Annotated in this window: 27 protein-coding genes; 16 read left to right on the top strand and 11 right to left on the bottom strand. The window is 64.6% G+C overall.

What is annotated here, in order from left to right:
- Positions 1 to 239 precede the first annotated feature (239 nt).
- Positions 240 to 1,880 carry a methyl-accepting chemotaxis protein gene (locus HU752_RS31580; protein ID WP_186688656.1) on the top strand — a complete coding sequence of 547 codons (1,641 nt, stop codon included), beginning with the start codon at positions 240 to 242 and terminating at the stop codon, positions 1,878 to 1,880.
- Positions 1,881 to 1,937: 57 nt separating this feature from the next.
- On the opposite strand, the gene HU752_RS31575 is transcribed toward HU752_RS31580, so the two are convergent.
- The gene (locus tag HU752_RS31575; RefSeq protein WP_186688653.1) at positions 1,938 to 2,198 is read right to left on the bottom strand and encodes an accessory factor UbiK family protein; all 261 of its coding nucleotides are present in this window, start codon (positions 2,196 to 2,198) and stop codon (positions 1,938 to 1,940) included.
- Between the two features lie 406 nt (positions 2,199 to 2,604).
- Between HU752_RS31575 and glnK the strand changes: the two genes are divergently transcribed.
- From glnK to sutA, 4 genes are all read left to right on the top strand, one after another.
- A complete protein-coding gene (gene glnK, locus HU752_RS31570; RefSeq protein ID WP_002555808.1) occupies positions 2,605 to 2,943 on the top strand; it encodes a P-II family nitrogen regulator in 339 nt (112 codons plus the stop codon).
- Between the two features lie 35 nt (positions 2,944 to 2,978).
- Entirely contained in the window at positions 2,979 to 4,319 is a 1,341-nt protein-coding gene (locus tag HU752_RS31565) for an ammonium transporter (protein WP_186688650.1), read from the top strand.
- 212 nt (positions 4,320 to 4,531) lie between these two features.
- Positions 4,532 to 4,957 (top strand): secondary thiamine-phosphate synthase enzyme YjbQ, encoded by a 426-nt coding sequence (locus HU752_RS31560; protein ID WP_186688648.1) that lies wholly within the window; start codon positions 4,532 to 4,534, stop codon positions 4,955 to 4,957.
- A gap of 102 nt (positions 4,958 to 5,059) precedes the next feature.
- Positions 5,060 to 5,389, top strand: a complete 330-nt coding sequence (gene sutA, locus HU752_RS31555; protein ID WP_186688647.1) for a dormancy-specific transcriptional regulator SutA — start codon at positions 5,060 to 5,062, stop codon at positions 5,387 to 5,389.
- Between the two features lie 471 nt (positions 5,390 to 5,860).
- Here the strand turns inward: sutA and HU752_RS31550 are convergent, their stop codons facing one another.
- Genes HU752_RS31550 through lptM form a run of 6 tightly spaced genes read right to left on the bottom strand, consistent with a single transcriptional unit; the run spans position 5,861 to position 10,456 of the window.
- Positions 5,861 to 6,562 (bottom strand): HAD family hydrolase, encoded by a 702-nt coding sequence (locus HU752_RS31550; protein WP_186688645.1) that lies wholly within the window; start codon positions 6,560 to 6,562, stop codon positions 5,861 to 5,863.
- A complete protein-coding gene (xerC, locus tag HU752_RS31545) occupies positions 6,559 to 7,458 on the bottom strand; it encodes a tyrosine recombinase XerC (protein ID WP_186688642.1) in 900 nt (299 codons plus the stop codon). Before xerC ends, HU752_RS31550 begins: the two co-directional genes overlap by 4 nt.
- Positions 7,459 to 7,460: 2 nt before the next feature.
- Positions 7,461 to 8,186: a DUF484 family protein gene (locus tag HU752_RS31540; protein WP_186688639.1), complete on the bottom strand. Its 726-nt coding sequence runs from the start codon at positions 8,184 to 8,186 to the stop codon at positions 7,461 to 7,463.
- Positions 8,187 to 8,199: 13 nt separating this feature from the next.
- Positions 8,200 to 9,030: a diaminopimelate epimerase gene (gene dapF, locus HU752_RS31535; RefSeq protein ID WP_186688636.1), complete on the bottom strand. Its 831-nt coding sequence runs from the start codon at positions 9,028 to 9,030 to the stop codon at positions 8,200 to 8,202.
- A 4-nt stretch (positions 9,031 to 9,034) separates the two neighbouring features.
- Positions 9,035 to 10,282, bottom strand: coding sequence for a diaminopimelate decarboxylase (gene lysA / locus HU752_RS31530; RefSeq protein ID WP_186688633.1), 1,248 nt, complete (start codon positions 10,280 to 10,282; stop codon positions 9,035 to 9,037).
- Between the two features lie 9 nt (positions 10,283 to 10,291).
- Positions 10,292 to 10,456, bottom strand: coding sequence for an LPS translocon maturation chaperone LptM (gene lptM / locus HU752_RS31525; RefSeq protein ID WP_017901995.1), 165 nt, complete (start codon positions 10,454 to 10,456; stop codon positions 10,292 to 10,294).
- A 200-nt stretch (positions 10,457 to 10,656) separates the two neighbouring features.
- On the opposite strand from lptM, the gene cyaY reads away from it, so the two are divergent.
- The 3 genes from cyaY to rnk all read left to right on the top strand — a co-directional run bounded on the left by cyaY (position 10,657) and on the right by rnk (position 11,886).
- The gene (cyaY, locus tag HU752_RS31520; RefSeq protein ID WP_186688631.1) at positions 10,657 to 10,989 is read left to right on the top strand and encodes an iron donor protein CyaY; all 333 of its coding nucleotides are present in this window, start codon (positions 10,657 to 10,659) and stop codon (positions 10,987 to 10,989) included.
- Between the two features lie 2 nt (positions 10,990 to 10,991).
- On the top strand, positions 10,992 to 11,213 hold the full coding sequence (locus HU752_RS31515) for a DUF1289 domain-containing protein (RefSeq protein WP_186688677.1): 222 nt from the start codon (positions 10,992 to 10,994) through the stop codon (positions 11,211 to 11,213).
- 259 nt (positions 11,214 to 11,472) lie between these two features.
- The gene (gene rnk / locus HU752_RS31510) at positions 11,473 to 11,886 is read left to right on the top strand and encodes a nucleoside diphosphate kinase regulator (RefSeq protein ID WP_186688629.1); all 414 of its coding nucleotides are present in this window, start codon (positions 11,473 to 11,475) and stop codon (positions 11,884 to 11,886) included.
- A gap of 6 nt (positions 11,887 to 11,892) precedes the next feature.
- Here the strand turns inward: rnk and HU752_RS31505 are convergent, their stop codons facing one another.
- From HU752_RS31505 to HU752_RS31495, 3 genes are all read right to left on the bottom strand, one after another.
- Positions 11,893 to 14,739 carry a class I adenylate cyclase gene (locus HU752_RS31505; protein ID WP_186688627.1) on the bottom strand — a complete coding sequence of 949 codons (2,847 nt, stop codon included), beginning with the start codon at positions 14,737 to 14,739 and terminating at the stop codon, positions 11,893 to 11,895.
- A gap of 169 nt (positions 14,740 to 14,908) precedes the next feature.
- Positions 14,909 to 15,154, bottom strand: a complete 246-nt coding sequence (locus HU752_RS31500; RefSeq protein ID WP_186688626.1) for a TIGR02647 family protein — start codon at positions 15,152 to 15,154, stop codon at positions 14,909 to 14,911.
- Between the two features lie 242 nt (positions 15,155 to 15,396).
- Entirely contained in the window at positions 15,397 to 15,681 is a 285-nt protein-coding gene (locus HU752_RS31495; RefSeq protein WP_186688624.1) for a hypothetical protein, read from the bottom strand.
- Positions 15,682 to 15,804: 123 nt separating this feature from the next.
- Here HU752_RS31495 and HU752_RS31490 point away from each other — a divergent pair, with 123 nt between their 5' ends.
- Positions 15,805 to 16,464 carry a glutathione S-transferase family protein gene (locus HU752_RS31490; RefSeq protein WP_186688622.1) on the top strand — a complete coding sequence of 220 codons (660 nt, stop codon included), beginning with the start codon at positions 15,805 to 15,807 and terminating at the stop codon, positions 16,462 to 16,464.
- 221 nt (positions 16,465 to 16,685) lie between these two features.
- Here HU752_RS31490 and argH read toward each other — a convergent pair whose 3' ends face one another.
- The gene (gene argH, locus HU752_RS31485) at positions 16,686 to 18,080 is read right to left on the bottom strand and encodes an argininosuccinate lyase (protein ID WP_186688620.1); all 1,395 of its coding nucleotides are present in this window, start codon (positions 18,078 to 18,080) and stop codon (positions 16,686 to 16,688) included.
- Between the two features lie 160 nt (positions 18,081 to 18,240).
- Here argH and HU752_RS31480 point away from each other — a divergent pair, with 160 nt between their 5' ends.
- The 7 genes from HU752_RS31480 to HU752_RS31450 all read left to right on the top strand — a co-directional run bounded on the left by HU752_RS31480 (position 18,241) and on the right by HU752_RS31450 (position 25,040).
- Entirely contained in the window at positions 18,241 to 19,323 is a 1,083-nt protein-coding gene (locus HU752_RS31480; protein ID WP_186688617.1) for a sensor histidine kinase, read from the top strand.
- A complete protein-coding gene (locus HU752_RS31475; RefSeq protein ID WP_186688614.1) occupies positions 19,320 to 20,066 on the top strand; it encodes a LytR/AlgR family response regulator transcription factor in 747 nt (248 codons plus the stop codon). Before HU752_RS31480 ends, HU752_RS31475 begins: the two co-directional genes overlap by 4 nt.
- 138 nt (positions 20,067 to 20,204) lie before the next feature.
- Complete coding sequence (hemC, locus tag HU752_RS31470) at positions 20,205 to 21,146, top strand: hydroxymethylbilane synthase (protein WP_186688611.1); 942 nt, start codon at positions 20,205 to 20,207, stop codon at positions 21,144 to 21,146.
- Positions 21,143 to 21,910 (top strand): uroporphyrinogen-III synthase, encoded by a 768-nt coding sequence (locus tag HU752_RS31465; RefSeq protein ID WP_186688608.1) that lies wholly within the window; start codon positions 21,143 to 21,145, stop codon positions 21,908 to 21,910. Before hemC ends, HU752_RS31465 begins: the two co-directional genes overlap by 4 nt.
- A 17-nt stretch (positions 21,911 to 21,927) precedes the next feature.
- Positions 21,928 to 23,055, top strand: coding sequence for a uroporphyrinogen-III C-methyltransferase (locus tag HU752_RS31460; protein ID WP_186688606.1), 1,128 nt, complete (start codon positions 21,928 to 21,930; stop codon positions 23,053 to 23,055).
- Complete coding sequence (locus tag HU752_RS31455; protein ID WP_186688604.1) at positions 23,052 to 24,290, top strand: heme biosynthesis protein HemY; 1,239 nt, start codon at positions 23,052 to 23,054, stop codon at positions 24,288 to 24,290. Before HU752_RS31460 ends, HU752_RS31455 begins: the two co-directional genes overlap by 4 nt.
- 225 nt (positions 24,291 to 24,515) lie before the next feature.
- Positions 24,516 to 25,040, top strand: coding sequence for a disulfide bond formation protein B (locus tag HU752_RS31450; RefSeq protein ID WP_186688602.1), 525 nt, complete (start codon positions 24,516 to 24,518; stop codon positions 25,038 to 25,040).
- Positions 25,041 to 25,174: the final 134 nt, after the last annotated feature.

Genomic DNA, 25,174 nt, shown 5'->3' with positions numbered 1-25,174 from the left:
GAAGGAAGTGATCCCATCAAGCTTGAGGGAAAAAGAGGTATTCGGCTTGTGCGTTTGTGCTGTGGTACGACGTCATTGGTTGAAGAACCTTGCCATGCGCCAGCTCAGGCCGTGTTGTCGTCAGGCGGGCTCGAGCAGCGATGGAATCCCCACACGGGCCCGTCACCTGGCAGTACGCCGGGGCAGGGAAATGCACACATGAAAAGGGCTGCTCGACCAGCGCCCACAAGGATTCACCGATGAACTGGCTCAACGATGCAAAACTCTCGACCAAACTGATCAGCTCCTTCTTCCTTTGCGCGCTGATCACGCTCGCCGTGGGCATGCTCGGCATCAGTGGCGTGTCCGCGCTGTCGGCGCGGCTGCAGGCGGTGTTCAGCAACAACCTCGTCTCGGTCGCCAACACTTCGCAGACCAAGACCAAGGCGGTCGGCCAGACGCGCGACATGTACCGGTTGTATGTCGCGACCGCCGGCAATGCGCCGCAGAGCGTCAAGGATGAGTTCCTGGCGTCGATGAAAGCCAACCAGCTGGCCAGCGAGCAGGCGTTCGCCGCGTACCGCAAGGGCCCGCTCGCCGAGGACGAGCGCATCGCCGGCGACCAGATGGCGCGCGACTGGCCGGTGTACCAGGCCCTGGTGCAGCGCTATGTGGCGATGATGGCGGCGGGTGACCTGGAGAACGGCCGCGTCCTGCTGCTGGGTGACCTGCAGAAGGCCTACCGCAAGGTGATGGACCAGTTGACCATCATGATCGACTCCAACGATCGCCAAATCAGCGAGGATGCCAAGGCGGCTACGGCGCAGGAGGCCTCGGCCAGGACGCTGTTGTACAGCGGCATCGCCATCGCCTTCATCGCGGCCGTGCTGCTGGGCTTCTTCATCAGCCGCCTGATCAGCCGGCCAATTTCCACCGCGGTTGACTGTGCACAACGTATCGCCGAGGGCGACCTGACCCAGCGCATCACCAGCCATGGTCGTGACGAGGCCGGCCAGTTGCTCAAGGCCCTGGGCGACATGCAGGACAGTCTGAAGAACACCATCCAGCAGATCGCCAGCGCCGCCGACCAGCTGGCCTCCGCGGCCGAGGAACTGACGGCGGTGACCGATGACGGCAGCCGGGCGCTGACTCGCCAGAACGACGAGATCCAGCAGGCGGCCACCGCCGTGACGCAAATGACATCGGCGGTCGAGGAAGTGGCGCGCAATGCCGTTTCGACGTCGCAGGCCTCGCAGTCGACCAGCGTGCAGGCCAGCAGCGGTCGCGACCAGGCGCGCAGCGCCGTGCAGGCGATCAACAATGCGACCCTGGAAATCAATTCGTCCACCGGCCTGGTCAAGGATCTTGCCGTGCAGGTTCGCGATATCGGCCAGGTGCTGGATGTGATCCGCGGCATCGCCGAGCAGACCAACCTGCTGGCGCTCAACGCGGCCATCGAGGCGGCCCGCGCCGGCGAGCAGGGGCGCGGCTTTGCCGTGGTCGCCGATGAGGTACGGGCCCTGGCGGCACGGACCCAGGCGTCGACCGGCGAGATCGAGACGATGATTCATTCGGTGCAGGACCGTGCCGACAACGCGGTCGACGCGATGGGCAAGAGCCAGGCGCTGGTGACCGAAACCCAGGACCTGGCCCGGGCTGCCGGCGAGGCGCTGGAGCAGATCGCCGAAGGTATCTCGCAGATCAACGACCGCAACCTGGTGATCGCCACCGCGTCCGAGGAGCAGGCCCATGTGGCCCGCGAGGTGGATCGCAACCTGGTGAACATCCAGGATCTGTCCACCCAGACCGCTGCCGGGGCCAACCAGACCAACGCGTCGAGCCAGGAACTGTCGAACCTGGCGCTGTCCTTCAACTCGCTGGTCAGCCGCTTCCGGCTCTGATTCGGCCGGGCCGTTCGGCCCGGCTCATGACCTGGCGCCCTGGCGGCGCCGGGTGTGTCACTCCTGGGCGGGGGCCAGTCGCGCCTCCAGCTCGGCGACCTTCGCCTCCAGGCTCTCCAGGCGCGCACGGGTGCGGGCCAGGACCACCATCTGGCTGTCGAATTCTTCCCGGCTGACCAGGTCCAGCTTGCTGAATCCGCTCTGCAGCAGGGCCTTGAACTGGCTTTCGATTTCGTTGCGCGGCAATGGGCTTTCGCCATTGAACAGGCGGGAGGCTTGGCCGCTCAGGGCGTCGAGGAAGTCTTTGGGCGCGAGCATGGTGTGGATTTCCGGATACAGGGTCGGTCCAGTGTACCACGCGGTGTCTATAGTGATTTTAAGGGTCGGCGGTGCACGCTTTTTGCGCAACCCGCCGGGCGCTCGCGCACCGTTGTTGTGCGTGCTGGTGGGGCGCCGCGCCGCTTTTCCCTTGTGAAGCTAGCCAAGAGCTTGAAATTCATGGGTTTTGCAGAGCTGGCAAGGTTTCTGCTTAGTCGCTCATGACCCATGCACTGATGCAGTCGCTGTGACCAGGCAGTGCGGCGGGCTCGGCCGATCGGCAACGGTTGGCTGGCGTCGACAGGCAGATCAGGGCTGACGACGCGTTACAAAGCCAGGCACTGCGCTTAGACTTGAGTCGGGTTTGTTTTCCTGGGGCAAGTCCACCAATTCGGGAGAGAGTTTCATGAAGCTAGTCACTGCCATCATCAAGCCGTTCAAGTTGGACGATGTGCGCGAGTCGTTGTCCGAGATCGGCGTGCAGGGCATTACCGTCACTGAGGTCAAGGGCTTCGGTCGGCAGAAGGGTCACACCGAGCTGTATCGCGGCGCGGAATACGTGGTCGACTTCCTGCCCAAGGTGAAGATCGACGTCGCCATCGACGACAAGGATCTGGACCGGGTTATCGAGGCGATAACCAAGGCCGCCAACACCGGCAAGATCGGTGACGGCAAGATCTTCGTGGTCAATCTGGAACAGGCTATTCGCATCCGTACCGGCGAAACCGATACCGACGCCATCTAAGCCGCCCAAACCCCAACGCCCCAGGAGAAAACAATATGACTCTGCGTAAATTCGCAGGGCTAGGAGCCCTGTTGTCCCTAATAATGCCAGCCCTGGCCATGGCGGCAGACCCTGCCCCCGCGCCGGTGCTCAATTCCGGTGACACCAGCTGGATGCTGACCTCCACGGCCCTCGTGCTGTTCATGACCATTCCGGGCCTGGCGCTGTTCTACGGCGGCATGGTGCGTTCGAAGAACATTCTTTCGGTGATGATGCAGTGCTTCGCCATCACTGGCCTGATCACCATCCTGTGGTTCATCTACGGCTACAGTATGGCGTTCGATACCACCGGGATGGAAGCCGGTGTCGTCAACCTCAACTCCTTCGTCGGCGGCCTGGGCAAGGCCTTCCTGGCCGGTATCACTCCGGCGAGCATCACCGGCCCTGCGGCGCTGTTCCCCGAGGCGGTGTTCGTCACCTTCCAGATGACCTTCGCGATCATCACCCCGGCGCTGATCGTCGGTGCCTTCGCCGAGCGCATGAAATTCTCCGCGATGCTGATCTTCATGGGTGTCTGGTTCACTCTGGTCTATGCGCCGATCGCGCACATGGTCTGGGGCGGTGCGGGTTCGCTGCTGGGCGACTGGGGCGTGCTGGACTTCGCAGGTGGCACCGTGGTGCACATCAACGCCGGTATCGCCGGTCTCGTGGCCTGCCTGGTGCTGGGCAAGCGCAAGGGCTACCCAACCACGCCAATGGCGCCGCATAACCTGGGCTACACCCTGATCGGTGCTGCCATGCTGTGGATCGGCTGGTTCGGCTTCAACGCCGGTTCCGCCGCTGCCGCCAACGGCACCGCCGGCATGGCGATGCTGGTGACCCAGATTGCCACCGCCGCCGCCGCACTGGGCTGGATGTTTGCCGAGTGGCTGACCCACGGCAAGCCAAGCGCACTGGGTATCGCCTCGGGCGTGGTGGCCGGCCTGGTCGCCATTACCCCGGCGGCCGGTACCGTCGGCCCGATGGGGGCACTGGTGATCGGCCTGGCCGCTGGCGTGGTGTGCTTCTTCTGCGCCACCTCGCTCAAGCGCAAGCTGGGCTACGACGACTCCCTGGACGCCTTCGGCGTGCACGGTATCGGCGGTATCCTCGGCGCGATCCTGACCGGCGTGTTCGCCGCACCGTCGATGGGCGGCTTCAACGCCGCGACCACCGATGTGGCTGCCCAGGTCTGGGTACAGTGCAAGGGTGTCGGCTTCACCATCATCTACACCGCGATCGTCACCTACGTCATCCTGAAGGTCCTGGATGTGGTGATGGGCCTGCGGGTCACCGACGAGGAAGAATCGGTCGGCCTCGACCTGGCACAACACAACGAGCGTGGCTATAACCTCTAAGTGCCTTGAAAAAAATTGCCCGGCTTGCCGGGCATTTTTTTGTCCGGATTTTGTCAGGGGAAAGAGGGCTGAAAGGATTTATCCAGAGGCATTACAGACAAAATGTTGGAGCCTGTTCCCATGGGGCGATGGCTTACAGCATGGCAGGCGTATTAGGCGCTTTGCTTTTTTCCTGAGCGCGCTAGAATGCGCGCCGATGGGCGGAGAACTGTATGTGGCAACAGACACTGATTACCTTGCGGGCCAGGCCCCGGGGTTTTCATTTGGTGACCCAGGAGTTGCTCGACGGCTTGCCTGAACTGAAGGCATGTCGAGTCGGTCTGTTGCATTTGTGGCTGCAGCATACCTCGGCCTCGTTGACCATCAACGAGAATGCCGATCCGGCGGTACGTCGTGACTTCGAGCGTTTTTTCAATCGACTGGTCCCGCAAGGCGACCTCGACTATGAACACAACGACGAAGGCGCGGACGACTTGCCGGCGCACTTCAAGGCCAGTTTGCTAGGCTGTCAGCTGACTTTGCCGGTAACGGCGGGGCGGCTGGCGCTGGGTAGCTGGCAGGGCGTCTATCTTGGCGAGCACCGCGATCATGGCGGTGCCCGTAAAGTCCTTGCCACCCTCCAGGGTGATGGGGCATAAGCCGCTGGTCTCCAGCGGATGTTGATTTTTTTCCGGCAGCCTTCGACAGTCGGCATAGCTGGGCTATAACTAATCTGCTTTTCGCAAGTCATGAGGTAGAACATGAGCGACGACGATCTGGAAAATGATGACCTCGAAGTAGGCGACGAAGACGAGAACGAAGAAGGCCTGGAAGCGTCTGCAGAAGACGTGGACGTAGCCGACGACGATGGCGGCGATGCACCCGCTCCGACCTCCAAGGGCAAGGCCAAGGCGGCGGTATCGGTCGATGAGCTGCCAAGCGTCGAGACCAAGAACAAGGAGCGCGATGCTCTGGCGCGTGCCATGGAAGAATTCCTGGCTCGCGGCGGCAAGGTGCAGGAAGTGGAGGCCAACGTGGTCGCCGATCCGCCCAAGAAGCCGGATAACAAGTACGGCAGCCGCCCTATCTGAGTGGCGCTACCCGCTTGTCGAAAAAGCCCGCCGTCGCTGCGGGCTTTTTCATGCCTGCAGAATGGCTGGATCTGCAGCAGAAGTAGAGGCTAGAGCAGAAGCTGAGGCTAGGGTAGAAGCTGAATCTAGGGTAGAAGCTGAGGCTAGAGCAGAGGCTGAAGCTAGAGCAGAGGCTGAAGCCAGGGTAGAAGCTGAGGCTAGAGCAGAGGCTGAAGCTAGATCAGAAGCTGAAGCTAGATCAGAAGCTGAAGCTAGATCAGAAGCTGAAGCTAGATCAGAAGCTGAAGCTAGATCAGAAGCAGAAGCTAGGGCAGAAACTGTGGCGAGGGGGCTTGCCCCCGCTCGGCTGCAGAGCAGCCGCAGAACCTGAGTAGGCGATGTACCTGAAAGCTCAAGTCAGCCGGGCTTGGGGCCGCTCTGCGACCCAGCGGGGGCAAGCCCCCTCGCCACAAGAGGTGTGGTGCTGTCTGGCTAGGCGTTCCAGGCGGCGAGCAGGCTCGGCAGCTCGGTGAGGCTGCGAATTTCGGCATCCGGGCGGCGTTCGGCTTCCCAGGTCTTGCCTGCCGGGTTGTACCAGACCGCCCGCAGGCCGGCCTGCTGCGCACCGGCGATGTCGTCGCCAGGATGATCGCCAATATGCACCGCGGCGCTGGCCGCAATGTTGCCGCCACGTGCCAGGGCTTCGTGGAACAGGCGCGAGTCCGGCTTGGCGATGCCGATGTCCTCGGCGCAGAGGGCAAAGCGGAAGTAATCGGCCAGGCCCAGGCGACGCACGTCGGCGTTGCCGTTGGTGACCACGCCGAGGGCGAAGCTGCGGCCCAGGGCTTCCAGGGTCGGCTCGACCTCAGGGAACACGTCGATCTGGTGGCGGGCGTGAATGAACACCTCGAACGCCTCGTCGGCCAGCACGCTGGCCTGGGCCTGCGGATAACCGGCTTCCACCAGGGCATGGAACAGCACCCGCCGGCGCAGGGCGCTGATGCGGTGCTTGAGCGTCGGCTCGCTGAGCAGCACGCGCTCGCGGATCGCCCACAGGTGTTCGATCGGAATGCCGCCCAGGTCCGGCGCATGGCTGGCCAGCCACTCGCGCAGCACGTTTTCCGCACTGTGGATCACGGGAGCGGTGTCCCACAGGGTGTCGTCGAGGTCGAAGGTGACCAGCTCAATCGTCATTGCGAGGAATCCTTGCTGCGTTTGGCCCGCGGGTGGGCGCTGTCATAGACGGTGGCCAGGTGCTGGAAGTCCAGGTGGGTGTAGATCTGCGTGGTCTTGATGTCCGAGTGGCCGAGCAGTTCCTGCACGCCGCGCAGGTCCTGGGAGGACTCCAGCAAGTGGCTGGCAAACGAGTGGCGGAGCATGTGCGGGTGCAGGTTCTGCCCAAGCTCGCGCTCGCCGGCAGCCTTGACCCGCAGCTGGATGGCCCGAGGGCCGAGGCGCCGGCCCTGCTGGCTGACGAACACCGCATCGTCCGCCGGGTTGCTCAGGGCCCGTAGCGGCAGCCAGGCCTGCAGGGCTTCCCGGGCCTTGCGGCCGACCGGCAGGACGCGGGTCTTGCTGCCCTTGCCGTGGACCTGCACCAGGCCGTCGGCCAGGTCCAGCTGGTCGAGGTTGAGCCCGGTCAGCTCCGAAAGGCGCAGCCCCGAGGAATAGAACAGTTCGAGAATGGCCTGGTCGCGGTGGGCGAGGAAGTCGTCCTCCACGGCGCCGTCGAGCAACTGCTGGGCACGGTCGGTATCGAGGGTCTTGGGGAGTCGGCGCTCGCTCTTGGGTGGCGCCAGGCCGGTGGCCGGGTCGTGATCGCAGAGGCCTTCGCGATTGAGATACTGGTACAGCCCGCGCACGGCCGACAGCAGGCGTGCCAGGCTGCGCGAGGATTGCCCTTGCTGGTGCAGGCGGGCGACGAGTCGGCGCAGCCGCTGGATATCCAGCCTGGCCCAACTGCCGACCTGTTCCTTCTCGCAGAAGGCCAGGACCTTGTTCAGGTCGCGGCGATAGGCTTCGAGGGTGTGCGGCGACACCTGACGCTCACTGCGCAGGTGCTCGCAGTAGGCGTCCAGCTGTCGTTCCATGGCTAGCGTACCGAGCGCAGGGAGTGGGTGAAGCGCGGGACGACGCGACCCAGAACTTCGGCGATATAGCCGAGGAACAGGGTGCCGACCGAACTCTTGTAGTGCTGCGGGTCGCGGCTGGCGATGGCGAGCACGCCATGCAGACCCAGGTGACTGATGGCGACGACGGCGGTGGAGCCGATCTGCTTGCGCTGCTCTTCGCCGAACAGGAAGTCCAGCTCATGCTCGCGCAGGCTGCCGCTGACGCTCTTGCCTTCCGAAAGCAGTCCGCCGATCGCCTGCTGGGCCTCGGCGCCGCTGACCCAGCGGCCGACCGGCATGGCGTTGTCGCCGAACAGGATCAGGCTGACGAAGGGCACCTGGAAGTCCTGGCGCAGGCTGTCCTCGACCGCCATCACCAGGTCGTCGAGGCTGGCCGCATCCATCAGCGCGAGGATCAGCCGGCGGGTCTTGTCGAACAGCCGGTCGTTGTCGCGGGCGACGTCCATCAGCTGCGACAGCCGATGGCGCATCTCGATGTTGCGTTCGCGCAGGATCTTCATCTGCCGCTCGACCAGCGACACCGTGTCGCCACGCTGATGCGGGATGCGCAGCGCCGGCAGCAGTTCCTCATGGTCGACGAAGAAGTCCGGATGAGCCTCCAGGTAGGCGGCGACGGCGGCCGCCTCAAGGCTCTGCTCTGGCAGTTCGTGGGGCTGTTCGGCTGGAACCTTGGGCTGGTCGGTCATGACGTTCGCTCGCTTATAGACGCACTTGTCCTTCATACACCCGCACGGCGGGCCCAGTCATCATCACCGGCTGGCCGACGCCGGCCCACTCGATGGACAGGCGCCCACCGGGCAGGTCGATGGTCACCGGCGAATCCATCCAGCCCTGGCTGATGGCCGCTACCGCCGCGGCGCAGGCGCCGGTCCCGCAGGCCTGGGTTTCCCCGGCGCCACGTTCCCAGACGCGCAGTTGCGCACGGTGACGGTCGATCACCTGGAGGAAGCCGACGTTGACCCGTGCCGGGAAGCGCGGATGGTGTTCGATCTTCGGGCCCAGTTCGTGGACAGGCGCCGCATTGATATCGTTGACGCGCAGCACCGCATGGGGGTTGCCCATCGACACGGCGGCCAGTTCGACCTGTTGGCCGTCGACTTCCAGCGGGTAGCTCAGGGCCTGGGCCGGGGCCTGGAACGGAATGTCCGCCGGCACCAGGCGCGGGGCGCCCATGTCGACGCTGATCTGGCCATCCTGGCGGACGTCCAGCTCGATGATGCCGCTCTTGGTCTCGACGCGGATCCTGCGCTTGGCGGTCAGGCGCTTGTCCAGCACGAAACGGGCGAAGCAGCGCGCGCCGTTGCCGCACTGTTCCACTTCCGAACCGTCGGAGTTGAAGATCCGGTAGCGGAAGTCCACTTCGGGATTGCTCGGCGCCTCGACGATCAGCAACTGGTCGAAACCGATGCCGGTGTGGCGGTCGCCCCACTGTTTGGCGTGCTTGGGCTGAATGTGCGCGTGCTGGCTGACCAGGTCGAGGACCATGAAGTCGTTGCCCAGGCCGTGCATCTTGGTAAAACGCAGCAGCATGGGTTTACTCCGGCAGCAGGCTTTCGCCGGCGTACAGTTCGGCCAGCGTTTCGCGGCGACGGATCTCGATCACCTGCTCACCGTCCACCAGCACCTCGGCGGCGCGGCCGCGCGTGTTGTAGTTGGAGCTCATGACGAAACCATAGGCGCCAGCCGAGTGCACGGCCAGCAGGTCGCCTTCTTCCAGCGCCAACGGACGGTCCTTGGCCAGGAAGTCGCCGGTCTCGCAGATCGGGCCGACCACGTCGTAGGTGCGTGGCTGTGCATCCCGCGGACGCACGGCGGTGACGTTCATCCAGGCCTGGTACAGCGATGGCCGGATCAGGTCGTTCATCGCCGCGTCGACGATGGCGAAATCCTTGTGCTCGGTGTGCTTGAGGTACTCGACCCGGGTCAGCAGCACGCCGGCGTTGGCGACGATGAAGCGGCCCGGCTCGAACATCAGCGCCAGGTCGCGGCCGGCGGTACGTTCACGCACGGCCTTGATGTAGTCGGCCACCCGTGGCGGCTCTTCGTCGCGATAACGCACGCCCACGCCACCGCCGAGGTCGATGTGCTGCAGGTAGATGCCGCATTCGCCAAGGCGGTCGATCAGCGCCAGCAGGCGGTCGAGGGCGTCGAGGAACGGATCCAGGCTGGTCAGCTGCGAGCCGATGTGGCAGTCGACGCCGAGCACTTCCAGATTCGGCGACTGCGCGGCGCGCACGTAGGCTTCTTCGGCGTCGGCAATGGCGATGCCGAACTTGTTTTCCTTGAGGCCGGTGGAGATGTACGGGTGGGTGCCGGCATCCACGTCCGGGTTGACCCGCAGCGAGACCGGCGCGCGTACGCCCATCTCGGCAGCGACCTGCTGCAGGCGCTCGAGCTCTTCGGACGATTCGACGTTGAAGCAGTGCACGCCGACTTCCAGGGCGCGGCGCATGTCATCACGGGTCTTGCCGACGCCGGAGAACACGATACGGTCGGCCCGGCCGCCAGCGGCCAGCACGCGTTCCAGCTCACCACGCGAAACGATGTCGAAACCGGCGCCCAGGCGGGCCAGTAGGTTCAGCACGCCGAGGTTGGAGTTGGCCTTGACCGCGAAGCAGACCAGGTGCGGCACGCCTTCGAGGGCATCGGCATAGGCGCGGTACTGCGCCTCGATGTGCGCGCGGGAGTAGACGTAGGTGGGCGTGCCAAAGCGCTCGGCAATGGCGGACAAAGCCGCACCTTCCGCGAACAGCTCGCCGTCGCGGTAGTTGAAAGCGTCCATGATGAGCCCTTACTCGTAGGTGTCGTGCTTATGCGCCTTGCTTTGCGAAGACTTGGCCTGGTCGTTGGGGTTCTGGTTGTCATCGGGGAGGTACAACGGACCTTTTTGACCACAGGCAGAGACCAGGCAAGCGATCGCGAGGAGCGCAGCAAGGGAAGAGATCAGGCGCTTCATGGCGAAATCCTTTGTAAAAGCATTGATTGCGCCCGAGTATACCGGCCACCCGGCGGCTTGCCTATGCAAGCCGCCAGCCGGGCGGTGGCGGACCGATGATTGATGTCTCGTCGCCCCGCACTGGTTATGCTTTGCAAACATCCGGCGACGCGCTTATCTTCGCCCGCCTGGAGTGACACGCATTTTTCGAGGTTCGCGCAATGAGTTTGACTGAAGCCCGCTTTCACGACCTGGTCGATAGTCTCCAGCAAAATCTGGAGGATGTGTTCGACGAGAGTGACCTGGACCTGGACCTGGAAAACTCCGCCGGAGTGTTGACCGTCAAGTTCGAAGGCGGCAGCCAGCTGATCTTCAGCCGCCAGGAACCCCTGCGCCAGCTGTGGGTAGCGGCACGTTCGGGTGGCTACCACTTCGACTATGACGAAGAGAGCAGCCAGTGGGTCTGCGACAAGAGCGAGGAACTGCTCAGCGAGATCGTCGCCCGGGCCACCTGGGAACAGGCCGGCGTCAAGCTGGACTTCGACGAGATCTGATGGTGACGCAGCCAGCCGCTCCTGCACGGCCGCCCAAGCCGCTTTACAGCAACATCAGCCCGGCGGTGCCTTCGCCCTGCGTGAGCCTTTGCCGGCTCGATGAGCAGAAAATTTGTATCGGATGTTTTCGGCATGTCGAGGACATCCGCGAATGGCGCTCGGCGGACGATGAGCGCCGGCGGGTGATCTGCGCGCAGGCCCGCACGCGCAAGGCCCAGGCCTGAAGGGCACTTGATTGCCCTGTGGCATGGGGTGGGAGCCGGCTTGCGGGCGATTGCGATCTGACCTTCAGCCTCTTCGTAGTCTGATACACCGCCATCGCCAGCCAGCCGGCTCCTGCGCAGGCATCGCTCGGTGGCTTGTGTATTTACGCTGCTGTGGTAGTGTCCGGATACGCCCTGCACCGAAGTAGGGCATGAGAACCCCGCCTTTCGTGGCGGGGTTTTGCTTTTATCGCGCAGAAAAAAGGAGTCTGCCTGGATCATGAGCACCGCACCTTCCATCATTCTTACCCGCCTGGACGTGCAGCGCCTGGAACGCCTGATCGACAGCCTGGACGACTCGCTGCCGGGCGTCATCGCGTTGCAGGCCGAACTGGATCGCGCTGAAAACGTCGTGGGCCACGAAGAGGTGCCGGCCGGTGTCGTGACCATGAATTCCCGGGTGCATTGCCGCGAGGAAGGCAGCGGCAAGGACTACCGCCTGACCCTGGTCTATCCGCAGGACGCCAATGCCGACGAGGGGCGGATCTCGATTCTCGCGCCGGTCGGCAGTGCCTTGCTCGGCCTGCAGGTCGGCCAGCACATCAACTGGCCGGCACCGGGTGGCAAGACCCTGAAGCTGGCGCTGCTCGAGGTCGAGTACCAGCCGGAAGCCGCTGGCGACTACCACCTCTGAGCGGCTTCAGACCAGGTCCAGCGCGAGGTTCAGCGAGTTCTCCAGCTCGGCCTTGTAGCGCAGGTGCAGGTTGGTCGAGCCGACGCCCTCGCCGACCAGGCCGCTGAGGTCGAGGTCGGTGATATAGCAGCGGTAGCGCTCCACTTCGCGCCGCTGGCCGACGATTTCCTGGGCAACCGCGAGGTACAGCTGGTTGCCATGCTCCAGCTCGGAAAACTCCCGCTGATTGCAGTACAGGGTGACCTGGACCTCGTCCTGGCCGGTCTTGCCGACGATTGCCTGGACGTCGTAGAACGGCTTGTTGACCGGCGTCTGCGGTGCCGGGCGGACTTCGACCCGTCGGGCCCGGCCCGGTGCCGAGGGCAGCAGCTGGTAGTACAGGACTTCCAGTGCCCGGGTTGGCGCCGCCGAGTCCATCGGCATCAGGGCCTCGCGGCGGTAGAGGATCGACTGCAGGAAACGCTGCAGCGGCACCAGCAGGCTCTGCTCGTCGTGGAACGGCAGGCGCTGCAGCCACAGGGCGTTGAATTCATCCAGCACGTACAGCTCGGCCTGGTCCTCGTTGATCCGGTAGAACACCTGCACGCAGTCGGGCTGGCCCATCGGCAGCACCAGTGCCAGGTCGTGTTCCTCCATCGCGCGCAGGTCCAGGTGCAGCGGGCTGTACGCCGACAGGTCGGTGCCCAGGTAGTCGAGCAGCATCGAAATGCTGTCCAGGGCGATGTGCCGGACCTGGCCGGGTACCAGTTCCAGCACGTGGTAGTGCTGCTGGACCTGGACCAGGTAACGATGGTTGAGGTTGCCGAGCAGCAGCTCCTGGGCGGTGTTGAGCACTTCCTCGACGCGCTGGGCGATGAACTGTGCACGGTTGTGGCAGAAGCAGCGTACCTGCAGCCGGGGCATGTCGCGGCCCAGCGGCAGGTTGTTGAGGTAGTCGCGCAGGCAGTCGAGCAGCGCATGCGGCCCGTCGTAGCGGTTGAGCAGTACCTCGTTCCAGCTGTTGAGGGTGACCTGGTCGAGGGTCAGCACCAGGTTTTCCCGGACTCCGGCATAACTCAGCGAGTCGGTGCGTTCGGTGGTCATCAGGATGTTCAGGTCGCGGTGGTGCTTGAGCGGGTCGACCCCGACGTTGACCAGCAGCAGTACCTCGCTCGGGATACTGGGGCGCAGCAACTGTTCTTCGTCGACGCTGCTCAGGGGCAGGGCGATCACCTGCTGCAGGCTGCCGAGCAGGTTGAACAGCTCGAACTCGGTCAGGTCGCTGCTGCCCGGGTGCAGGGCCAGGCGGGTGCTGCTGTCGATCACGCCGTTGCGATGGCACCAGGTGAGCAGTTCGAGCAGTTCGCGGCTGCGCTTGATCGGCGCGAAGTGCTCCCACTCCTGGGCGCCCAGGCTGCCGTTGTAGAGGCCCCAGTGGGTGTGTCCCGGTTCCTTGCGGTTGGGTGACTGGACCAGGGTGAGGGTGTCCTCGGCCATGTCCGGCGCGATCCCGGGGTTGATGAACTCGATCTTGCCGGCCTTGCGCTCGAAGGCTGCGTAGAGCCGGCGGCCGAGCACGTTGAGATCACGCTTGTTGATCAGGCTGACGGCCTGCTCGGTGCGGGCGAACTGGGTCAGGAAGCGGTAGCTGTAGTTCAGTTCGTTGACCAGTGCGCGGCGTTCGGCGCTGACCTGGCGAACCTTCCACTGGCTGCGGCTGTCGAGTAGCGTCAATTGCCGGCGGTCCCAGCCCCATTCGCCGGCCAGGCGGACCAGCAGCAGGCGCTGCCAGCTGCTGTTGCGGGTGTTGCCACCGGTGAGCTTGCGGTTGACCTTGAGGTACAGGCTGCGCCGCACCAGTTCCAGGCGCTCCGGCTCGTTGCGGGCCTTGAGGTATTCCTCGATCCGCCGGTAGACCACGACATAGGGGTCCAGCTCGTCCAGGTCCAGTCGGTTGGCGAACACCGCCTGCTTGAAGCGCAGGCTCAGGCATTCGACCTGTGGGTGCTCGCTGGCGTAGACCTCGGTCAGCAGCAGCTTGAGCACCGATTTGTAGGGTGACTCGATGCCCTTGAACAACTGCCAGAGCCCGGCCCCGATGAATTCTCCTGGCGGGATGTGCGCCAGGTGGCCGAGGTCCAGGCATTCGTCCGAGCGGATGAACCGCTTGGACAGCAGGGTATGGGTGTACTGGTCGTAGCGCGCTTCCTCGTACACCGGCACCAGCCACCACAGCGGCGTACGGCCGGCGAGCCAGATGGCGGTGCGGTAGAACTCGTCCAGCAGCAGGTAGTGCTGGGTGGTACCGCAGTCTTCCGAACTCAGTTGCGCGTCGCGTTCGCCGCGCACGAAACGGGCCGGATCAATCAGGAAGAAATGCGCCTCGGCGCCCTGGCTGGCCGCCCAGGCTTCGAGCAGCTGGCATTTCTTGCGCAGTTCGGCCAGTTCACCCTGGCTCAGGTCGCTGGCGTGGCAGACCCAGAAGTCCATGTCGCTCTGGTCGGCCTGGGCCAGGGTGCCCAGGCTGCCCATCAGGAACAGGCCGTGGATCGGGCGTGGCAGGCTGGCCGGGCGAGTCTTGTAGGAGAAGGAGCGGGTCAGGCGCTGGGCTTCGGCCAGGGCCGAGTCGTTCGGCTCGTAGCCCGACAGTCCAGCCGGCGTGCTGCCCGAGACGTAGCCGGGCAACAGCGGGTGATTGACGTGGAAGAACAGCGGCAGCACGTTCAGCACGACCTGCTGGCGTGGCGACAAGCCTTCCATCGCGCGCTCCAGTCGACCCTGATTGAGTTTCAGGAAGCGCAAGCGCAGCTGGTTGAGCACCTGGCGGTCAATGCCCTCGTCCAGGTTAGGGCGTATTTCGTGGGTGCGCGTCATCAGCTTGCGGCGCTCGACAGTAGGAAATATCTGAATGATGTGCAGTTTACAGGCTAAGCGGGCGCTGCTTTAAGCTGAATTTGTCGATGGATGCCAGATTGTCTAAACCCTGGCGACAAAGGCCCGCGCAGTCCGTGCGACAGTGGGACCGCGTGGGCGCTGTATGGGGTCAGGCGGCTTCCTTGACGCTCAGGATCGTCAGCAGGCCCTGGGCGTGCTCGGCGGCATCGCGACCCAGGCTGGTCAGGTAACCACCATCGACTTGAGTGATCAGTTCCTTCTCGAACAGGCGTTTGGCGGCGGCAATGGCCGAAGGGGCGGCAGTCTGATGGATTTTCAGGCCCTCCTGGGAACTCCCCAGGTTGAACAGTGCAAGGATTTCCAGTTCGGCAACCAACTCAGGGGTATACGACATAAGGACTCCAGACTTTCAGGAATTATTATCGGGCGACGCACCACTAAGGTGATCCCACTTGCCCGGGCTGTCCAGTGCCGAGGCGTTTTCAGTGTAGACGCGGTGGGGGTGGGTTGCCTTGCCGGGCCTGTTCGCGGGCAAGCCACGCTCCTACAGGCCCGTGTCGAGCGCAGGATTTGTGCTCGGTCCCACCCTGCAGGAGCGAGGCTTGCCCGCCAATGGCCGTCGAAAATCCCTGGGGCTCAGTCCTTCTCGGGTGGCAATTCTGGCAAGGCGCGCAGGGCCGTTTCGTACCACTCGCTGTTGAAGGGGCGGTCGTCGTCGAGCATCGCGTCGATTTCCACGGCCAGCACGTGCGCCATCAGGTTGAGGATCTCGTCACGCTCGTAGCCGACCAGAGTCAGCTTGTTGAAGGTCGCCTTCGCCGCTGGCGGGTTGCCGCTTTCGATCTGGTTCTCGATGGCCTGGGTCAGGGTGGTTTCGGCGAACGCTTCGTCGTCGTTGTCGATATCGCTTGGCTCGCTCATGGCAGGCTCCTGTGGGAAAGATCGTCAGTTTACCCGGATTGGGTCGCAGGGTGCTGCTGGTCAATTTTTGTCCAGTGCACTATAACTGCCTGCGCCAACCCCGCACGGCCTGGAGGCTCTGTGATGCTCAAGCTTTATGGATTTTCGGTCAGCAACTACTACAACATGGTCAAGCTGGCCCTGCTCGAAAAAGGACTGCCTTTCGAGGAGGTCGCCTTCTACCCCGGACAGACCCCGGAAACACTGGTGATCAGCCCGCGTGGGAAGGTGCCGGTACTGGGCGTTGAACAGGGCTACATCAACGAAACCACGGTGATTCTCGAGTACCTCGAGGACACCCAGGGCGGCAAGCCGCTGCTGCCGCGCGAGCCGTTCCAGCGGGCCCAGGTACTGGCGCTGGCCAAGGAGATCGAGCTGTACATCGAACTGCCGGCCCGGGCCTGTTTTGCCGAGGTGTTCTTCGGCACGCCGGTGCCGGAGGCGATCAAGGAAAAGACCCGTGGTGAACTGTTGCTCGGATTTGCCGCACTCAAGCGCCATGGCAAGTTCGCGCCCTATGTGGCGGGTAGCGAGTTCAGCGTGGCGGACCTGTATTTCCTCTACAGCGTCGACCTGGCCTGTGCGGTGGGCGGCAAGCTGTTCGGCATCGATCTGCTGGCCGACATGCCGCAGGCGAAGGCGTTGCTGGAGCGGTTGCAGCAGGGCGAGCACGCCAGGCGGATCGCGGCGGACAAGGATGCGGCGATGCCGGCGTTCCTGGCGATGATTGCGGCGAAGAAGTAGCCGTGCAGTTTACCGGCTGAAGAGCCTCGCCCGGCTACTTGTGGTGAGCGGGCTTGCCCGCGCTGGGGCGCAAGGCGGCCCCAACCCCGGCGAACGCATTTTTCCTGAAAGTCCACGATTGCAGGAATTGGGGCTGCCGCGCAGCCCAGCGCGGGCAAGCCCGCTCGCCACGAATTGGCTCGGCATTAAAAGGCCTGTGTCGCCACAGGCCCTGAGGCGTTTCAGCGGCCGGCGAGCAGGGCCTGGCCGCGGGCGACCGCGGCCTTGACCTGGGCCGGGGCAGTGCCGCCGATGTGGTCGCGGGCGTTGACCGAGCCTTCCAGGGTCAGTACGGCGAACACATCCTGTTCGATCTGGTCGCTGAACTGGCGCAGTTCTTCCAGGCTCATTTCCGCCAGGTCCTTGCCGGTTTCCACGCCGTACTTCACCGCATGGCCGACGATCTCGTGGCAGTCACGGAACGGCAGGCCACGGCGCACCAGGTAGTCCGCCAGGTCGGTCGCGGTGGAGAAGCCGCGCAGGGCTGCCTCGCGCATCACCGCGTGCCGGGGCTTGATCGCCGGGATCATGTCGGCGAACGCGCGCAGCGAGTCGCGCAGGGTGTCGGCGGCGTCGAACAGCGGTTCCTTGTCTTCCTGGTTGTCCTTGTTGTAGGCCAGTGGCTGACCCTTCATCAGGGTCAGCAGGCCGGTCAGCGAGCCGAACACCCGGCCGGTCTTGCCGCGAACCAGCTCCGGCACGTCGGGGTTCTTCTTCTGGGGCATGATCGAGCTGCCGGTGCAGAAGCGGTCTGGCAGGTCGATGAACTGGAACTGCGCGCTGGTCCACAGGACCAGTTCCTCGGAGAAGCGCGACAGGTGCATCATCGCGATGCTGGCCGCCGAGCAGAACTCGATGGCGAAGTCCCGGTCCGAAACGTTGTCCAGGGAGTTGCCACCGACGGCCTCGAAGCCCAGCAACTGTGCGGTGTACTCGCGGTCGATCGGGTAGGTGGTACCGGCCAGCGCGGCGCTGCCCAGGGGCATGCGGTTGGTGCGCTTGCGGCAGTCGACCAGGCGCTCGTAGTCACGGCTGAGCATTTCGAACCAGGCCAGCAGGTGGTGGCCGAAGGTCACCGGCTGGGCGGTCTGCAGGTGGGTGAAACCGGGCATGATGCTGCCGGCTTCGCGCTCGGCCTGTTCCAGCAGGCCTTTCTGCAGGCGGGTGATTTCCGCCAGGATCAGGTCGATCTCGTCACGCAGCCACAGGCGGATGTCGGTGGCGACCTGGTCGTTGCGGCTACGGCCGGTGTGCAGCTTCTTGCCGGTGATGCCGATGCGGTCGGTCAGGCGCGCCTCGATGTTCATGTGCACGTCTTCCAGGTCCACGCGCCAGTCGAAGTTGCCGGCCTCGATTTCGCCCTGGATGGTGGTCAGCCCGTCGATGATGCTGTCACGCTCGGCATCGGTCAGCACACCGACCTTGGCCAGCATCGTCGCATGGGCGATCGAACCCATGATGTCGTGGCGGTAGAGGCGCTGGTCGAACGTGACGGAGGCGGTGAAGCGGGCGACGAAGGCGTCGACCGGCTCGCTGAAACGGCCGCCCCAGGACTGATTGGTCTTGTCGGTGCTCATGGATTCGCTCGTGATCTGCTGAAGATGGATTGCCGGAAAAATTGTTGCCGATCATAGCAGGGTTGCCCCGGCTGGGGCTGACGCCGGTCGTGCGACTTTTATTTCGACCGAATCGGTCGCATGGCTTGTCGTGGACAGCACAGACGTCGACACTGGGGGCATGCCAATCTCACGAACGAACACCGGGCGTGATGCGCCCGCGATACCGGAATTCTTCCTGCCGGAGCTCTGTCTGCCAGAAGCGCTGCTGGTGCTGGTGGTATTGGCCGAGCTGCTGGTGATGGTGCTGGTGCTCAGCGAGCCGATGCCTGCCGGCTTCGACTGGGTGCGCCTGGCCCTGACTTCGTTGTACGTGCAGTGGATCGTCCTGTTGTCGGCGGCGGTGCTGTGCGGTGCCCGGGCCTGGTTGGCGCGCTTGCGTCCCGGGGTGGCCGGGGTCCTGTGCTGCGCCCTGGTGGTTGGCCTGACGCTGGCCTGCACCGCGCTGACCGAATACTTCTCCCTCGCCGCCAGCCAGGTCGAGGGTGGCAGCCCTGGCCGCTATCTGCGCCATGCGTTGATCAGTCTCATCATGTCGGCGCTGATGCTGCGCTACTTTTATCTGCAGAGTCAGTGGCGACGCCAGCAGCAGGCGGAGTTGCAGGCGCGGTTGGAGGCGCTGCAGGCGCGGATCCGCCCGCACTTCCTGTTCAACAGCCTGAACAGCATTGCCAGCCTGGTGGCGAGCGACCCGCGCCAGGCCGAACAGGCGGTGATGGATCTGTCCGACCTGTTCCGGGCCAGTCTCGCCAAGCCGGGAAACCTGGTGAGCTGGCGCGAGGAATTGGAATTAGCGCAACGATATTTGTCGATCGAACGCTATCGTCTCGGCAACCGTCTACAGTTGGACTGGAGGGTCGGCACAATTCCGGATGATTTGCCGATCCCGCAACTGACCTTGCAGCCTTTACTGGAAAACGCCCTGATCCATGGCATCGCGCCGCGTGTCGAAGGTGGGGTGGTCAGGGTCGAAGCCGACTATAAAGAGGGAGAGTTCGTATTGTGTATCAGCAATCCCTATGACGAAGCTGCCGTGCAGCAGGTGTCTGGCGGTACTCACCTGGCACTGGTGAACATTGGTGCCCGACTTGCGGCACTTTTTGGGCCCCGCGCTAGTCTTAGCGTGGACCGCCGTGACGGCCGTCACTTCACCTGTCTACGCTATCCTTGTGCGAGACTCACTCAGGAATCCAGCGCAATATGAATGTCCTGATCGTTGATGACGAACCCCTGGCCCGCGAACGCCTGACCCGCCTGGTCAGTGAACTCGAGGGTTACAGTGTACTGGAGCCCAGCGCCACCAATGGCGAAGAGGCATTGGCCCTGATCGACAGCCTCAAGCCGGATGTCGTCCTGCTCGATATCCGCATGCCCGGCCTGGACGGCCTGCAGGTGGCCGCGCGCCTGTGCGAGCGCGAGACGCCGCCTGCGGTGGTGTTCTGCACCGCCCATGACGAGTTTGCCCTGGAGGCCTTCCAGGTCAGCGCCGTGGGTTACCTGGTCAAGCCGGTGCGCCCCGAGCACCTGCTAGAGGCCCTGAAGAAGGCCGAGCGGCCCAACCGCGTGCAGCTGGCGGCGCTGACCCGGCCGGCGGCGGAAAGCGGTACCGGGCCACGCAGCCACATCAGCGCGCGGACCCGCAAGGGCATCGAGCTGATCCCCATCGGCCAGGTGATCTATTTCATCGCCGACCACAAGTACGTGACCCTGCGCCATGAAGGCGGCGAGGTGCTGCTCGACGAGCCGCTGAAGGCGCTGGAGGACGAGTTCGGCGAACGCTTCGTGCGTATCCACCGCAATGCGCTGGTGGCCCGCGACCGTATCGAGCGCCTGCAGCGTACGCCACTGGGGCATTTCCAACTGTTCCTCAAGGGCCTCAACGGCGATGCATTGATCGTCAGCCGACGGCATGTCGCTGGCGTGCGCAAGATGATGCAGCAGCTGTAACCCGGGGCTTGCAACACGCCCCGGGGTTCACCCGTCCGCTGTTCCAGGCCAGGGAGGCTGCGGACTTCCTGATACAAGTCAAAGCTGGCCGGGCCGAACTGTTATTATCTGCCGTATCTATTCAGTACGGACCGATCCATGTCTTCTCGCGAAATCCGCATCGCTACCCGCAAGAGCGCGCTCGCCCTGTGGCAGGCCGAATACGTCAAGGCTCGCCTGGAACAGGCTCATCCGGGGCTGCAGGTGACCCTGGTACCGATGGTCAGCCGCGGCGACAAGCTGCTCGACTCGCCCCTGTCGAAAATCGGCGGCAAGGGGCTGTTCGTCAAGGAGCTGGAAACCGCCCTGCTCGAGAACGAGGCGGATATCGCCGTGCACTCGATGAAAGACGTGCCGATGGATTTCCCCGAGGGCCTGGGCCTGTTCTGCATCTGCGAGCGTGAGGACCCGCGCGACGCCTTCGTTTCCAACACCTACGCCAGCCTGGATGCCCTGCCGGCAGGCGCGGTCGTGGGAACGTCGAGCCTGCGCCGCCAGGCACAACTTTTGACCCGCCGGCCCGACCTGCAGATCCGTTTCCTGCGAGGCAACGTCAACACCCGCCTGGCCAAGCTCGACGCCGGCGAGTACGACGCGATCATCCTGGCGGCGGCGGGGCTGATCCGCCTCGGCTTCGAAGAACGGATCACCTCGGTCATCAGCGTCGAGGACAGCCTGCCGGCTGGCGGTCAGGGCGCCGTGGGCATCGAATGCCGCAGCGCCGACAGTGAAATCCATGCCCTGCTCGCGCCCCTGCATCACGCCGATACGTCTGTGCGTGTCACGGCCGAGCGGGCCCTGAACAAGCACCTCAATGGTGGTTGCCAGGTGCCGATCGCCTGTTACGCCGTGCTGGAGGGCGAACAGGTCTGGTTGCGTGGCCTGGTTGGCCAGCCGGCCGGTGGCCTGTTGCTCACCGCCGAGGCGCGCGCGCCACGGGCGGACGCCGAAGCCCTTGGGGTGCAGGTGGCCGAGGCCTTGCTGGGGCAGGGCGCCGACGCCATTCTCAAGGCGGTCTATGGCGAGGCCGACGGCGAATGAGTGGCTGGCGGCTGCTGCTGACGCGGCCGACGGACGAGTCGGCCGCGCTCTCGGCGACACTGGCCGATGCCGGTATCTTCAGCAGTGCCCTGCCATTGCTGGAGATCCAGCCGCTGCCCATCGAAGGCGCCGAGCTGGGCAAGATTCTCGAACTGCCTTTCTATGCGGCGGCAATCGTCGTCAGCAAGCCGGCTGCGCGCCTGGGGCTCGACCTGGTCGACCGCTACTGGCCGCAGCCGCCGATGCTGCAGTGGTTTACCGTCGGCGCCGCGACGGCAGGCCTGCTGGACGACTACGGCCTGCGGGTGGACTACCCGGCCGAGGGCGATGACAGCGAAGCCCTGCTGCAACTGCCGGCGTTGCAGGCCGCGTTGGCCCAGCCCGAACCGCGGGTGTTGATCCTGCGCGGAGAAGGGGGGCGTGAACTGCTGGCCGAGCGTTTACGCGCCCAAGGTGCTAGTGTCGACTATCTGGAATTGTACCGCCGCCTCCTGCCCGAGTATGCCGACGGTACCCTGATCCGGCAGATTCGGGCGGAACGCCTGAACGGGCTGGTGGTCAGCAGTGGGCAGGGTTTTGAACACCTGCGGCAGGTGGCGGGGGAGAATTGGCCCGAAGTGGCCCGGTTGCCGTTGTTCGTTCCCAGCCCCCGGGTAGCGCAGATGGCCCGGGATGCCGGGGCCGAACATGTTGTGGATTGTCGTGGCGCCAGTGCCACGGCCTTGCTGGCGGCGTTGCAGGAGCACCCTGTACCCGCTTTCTGAATGCAAAGGATGGACACGTGAGCGAAACAGCCTTGCCAAAAGAACAAGCTCAACCGGCGCCCGAGACGCCGGCCAAACCGCCAGCGGCGCCAGTCGAGCGTCGCGGCAACGGCCTGGCGGTCCTCGCCTTGCTGCTGGGCGCCGCTGGAGCGGCAGCCGGTGGCTGGGGGATCTGGCAGGTGCGCAACCTGCAGGCCAATCATCAGCAACAAAGCGGGCAACTGCAGGACCTGGGCAGCCAGGCGCAGTCGCTCAAGCTCAGCGAGCAGCAACTGGCGGCGCGCCTGGACCAGTTGCCGGCCGCCTCCGAACTCGAGGATCGGCGCCGCCTGGTGGCGCAATTGCAGGGCGATCAGCAACGGCTCAGCCAGCGTCTGGAAAGCGTGCTGGGTGCCAGCCGCAAGGACTGGCGCCTGGCCGAGGCCGAGCATCTGCTGCGCCTGGCCACGCTGCGCTTGTCCGCGTTGCAGGACGTGACCAGTGCCCTGGCCCTGGTGCAGGGTGCCGATGACATCCTGCGCGAGCAGAACGATCCGGGCTCCTTTGCCGCCCGCGAACAGCTGGCCAAGAGCCTGGCGGCGCTGCGCAGCACCGAGCAGCCCGATCGCACCGGGCTGTTCCTGCAGTTGGGTGCCCTGCGTGACCAGGTCACCCAGCTCAACGAACTGGCCCCGGAATACAAGGACCGTGGCGACTCGCTGCTGGGCCTGACTTCCGATGGCGATGGCGCCAGCCGCTGGTCCCAGTGGTGGGACGAGATCTCGCGCTACATCCGCATCGACTTCAACGCCAACAAGAACATCCGGCCGTTGCTGGCCGGGCAGAGCCTGACCCAGGTCCGCCTGGCCCTGAGCCTGGCGCTGGAGCAGGCTCAGTGGGCGGCGCTGAACGGGCAGGCCGAGGTGTATACCCAGGCCCTGACCGAGGCGCGTGACGTGTTGACCGGCAGCTTCAACCCGGACAACCCGCAGAGTAAGGTCATGGTCGAGCAGCTCGCCGAACTGGGCAAGAAACCGGTGACGGTGCTGACGCCTGACCTGGCCGCGACCCTGGGTGCCGTCCAGGCCTACCTCGAGCGCCGGCACGTGGAAACCGAGACGCCAGTAAGCGGTGATGCCAAGCCGGCGCAGGAGAACCGCCCATGAAGCGGTTCATCGCCATTGCACTGCTGGTCATCGCCGTGGCAGGCCTGGTGGGTTATGCGATCTACCGGCACGCCGGCTATGTGCTGATCGCCTACGACAGCTTCCGCTACGAGTCCAGCCTCTGGGCATTCCTGGCCGTGCTGCTGGTGCTGTGGCTGGTCTATCGGGTGCTGAAATTCCTGGTCGGCCTGGTGACGGCCTCCAGCTCGGCAGCCAACCCGTGGTCCCGGCGCAATCGCAGCCGGCGTGTCCAGCTGGCTATCGAGCAGGGGCAGATGGACCTCGCCGAAGGCCGCTGGGCCAGTGCCCAGAAGCATCTGAGCCGGGCAGCCGAGGCTGAGCGCCAGCCGTTGCTGTACTACCTCGGTGCGGCACGCGCGGCCAACGAGCAGGGTAAATACGAAGAGAGCGACAGCCTGCTGGAACGTGCCCTGACGCGCCAGCCGCAGGCCGAGCTGGCGATTGCCCTGAGCCACGCGCAGTTGCAGGTGGACCGGGGGGATACCGATGGCGCCCTGGGCACCCTGCAGGCGATGCACGAACTGCATCCGCACAGTGTCCAGGTGCTGCGGCAGTTGCAGCGCCTGCATCAGCAGCGCGGTGATTGGTCGGCGGTGGTCCGGTTGCTGCCTGAACTGCGCAAGGACAAGGTGCTGCCGCCAGCCGAGCTGGCGGAGCTGGAACGTCGTGCCTGGGGTGAAAACCTGGGCCTGGCGGCGCGCCGTGAGCAGGATGGCGAAGCCGGCCTGCAGTCGTTGGAGCGGGCCTGGCAGCAGTTGTCCGCGGCCCAGCGCCAGGAGCCGCAACTGGTCCTGGCCTATGCCGAACAATTGCGGCAACTGGGGGCTGACGGCGAAGCGGAAGAGGCGCTGCGCACCGCGCTCAAGCGCCAGTACGAGAGCCACCTGGCTCGGCTCTATGGCCTGTTGCGTGGGCGTGATCCGGTGCGTCAGTTGCAGACCGCCGAGGGTTGGCTCAAGGATCATCCGGCCGATGCCAGCCTGCTGCTGACCCTGGGCCGCCTGTGCCTGCAGAACAGCCTGTGGGGCAAGGCGCGTGACTATCTGGAAGGCAGCCTGCGGGTGCAGCGCAACCCCGAGGCCTGCGCCGAGCTCGCCCGGTTGCTGGCCCAGTTGGGGGATACCGAGCGCAGCAACCAGCTGTTCCAGGAAGGTCTCGGCCTGCTGGACGAGCGCCTGCTCGCGCGTCCGTTGCCGGTTCCGGCCAACGCCTGATGGCCGAAAGGGACGGGCGCCTGCGCAGGGCGCCTCGTCCCGGACTGGAGGCCCATTTCCCTGTAATGCCTTGATACCGAAATCCTACTTGCCACGTAATGGTTTCATAGGATGTCTATCGGTAATTCCTTACATGCTTGAGGAATTATCTGCTCTGGCTCGCCTTGAAAGGGCCGCGACCTTTCCTCTACCGTAACTGCCTGTCTCTCCTGCTACGGAAAAGCCATGTTCCTGGCCCGCTCACGCTCTCTGTTCTCCCTGGCCTTCCTGGCAGCGGCCCTGGTCATGGGGGCCTCGCTGTACCTGGAGCATGGGGTCGGGTTGGAGCCTTGCTCGTTGTGCCTGGTGCAGCGGCTGTTCCTGGGTGGCTTCTGCCTGGTCAGCCTGCTGGCGGCGTTGCATGGGCCGGCACGTACCGGCTGCCGGGTGTACGGTGCGCTGAGCCTGCTGCTTGCCCTGGCGGGAGCGGCGACGGCGGCCCGCCAGGTGCTGTTGCAGCAACTGCCGCCGGAGGAGCTGATGATCTGCCAGCCCGACCTGCATTGCCTGATGCAGCAGGTCTCTCCGCTGCAGGCATTGCAGTTGATGTTCCGGGCCACCGCCGAGTGTGCCCAGATCCACTGGACGCTGTTCGACCTGAGCATTCCCGAGTGGAGCCTGCTGGCCTTCGTCGGCCTGTGCATCCTCGCGATCTACCAGGTGATCGGCCCGGTTCTCGGCGCCCGTCGTGGTGCCGGACGCTACCGGTAGTCGCCCCTGCGGATTAAACGCTTGTATGAACTTTCTCGGCTGCGTACCTTGAAGCAGGTGTCGCGCGGGCATAATCTGGCCCGCACGCATCAACGCAAACCAGGTTGCCCTGTTTGGCCAAGTCAGGAGCCTCG

Origin of the sequence: Pseudomonas vanderleydeniana (genome assembly GCF_014268755.2) — a bacterium.
GTDB classification, from domain to species: domain Bacteria; phylum Pseudomonadota; class Gammaproteobacteria; order Pseudomonadales; family Pseudomonadaceae; genus Aquipseudomonas; species Aquipseudomonas vanderleydeniana.
The sequence above is the reverse complement of the archived record's forward strand: the minus strand, read 5'-3'. Positions and strand labels throughout refer to the sequence as shown.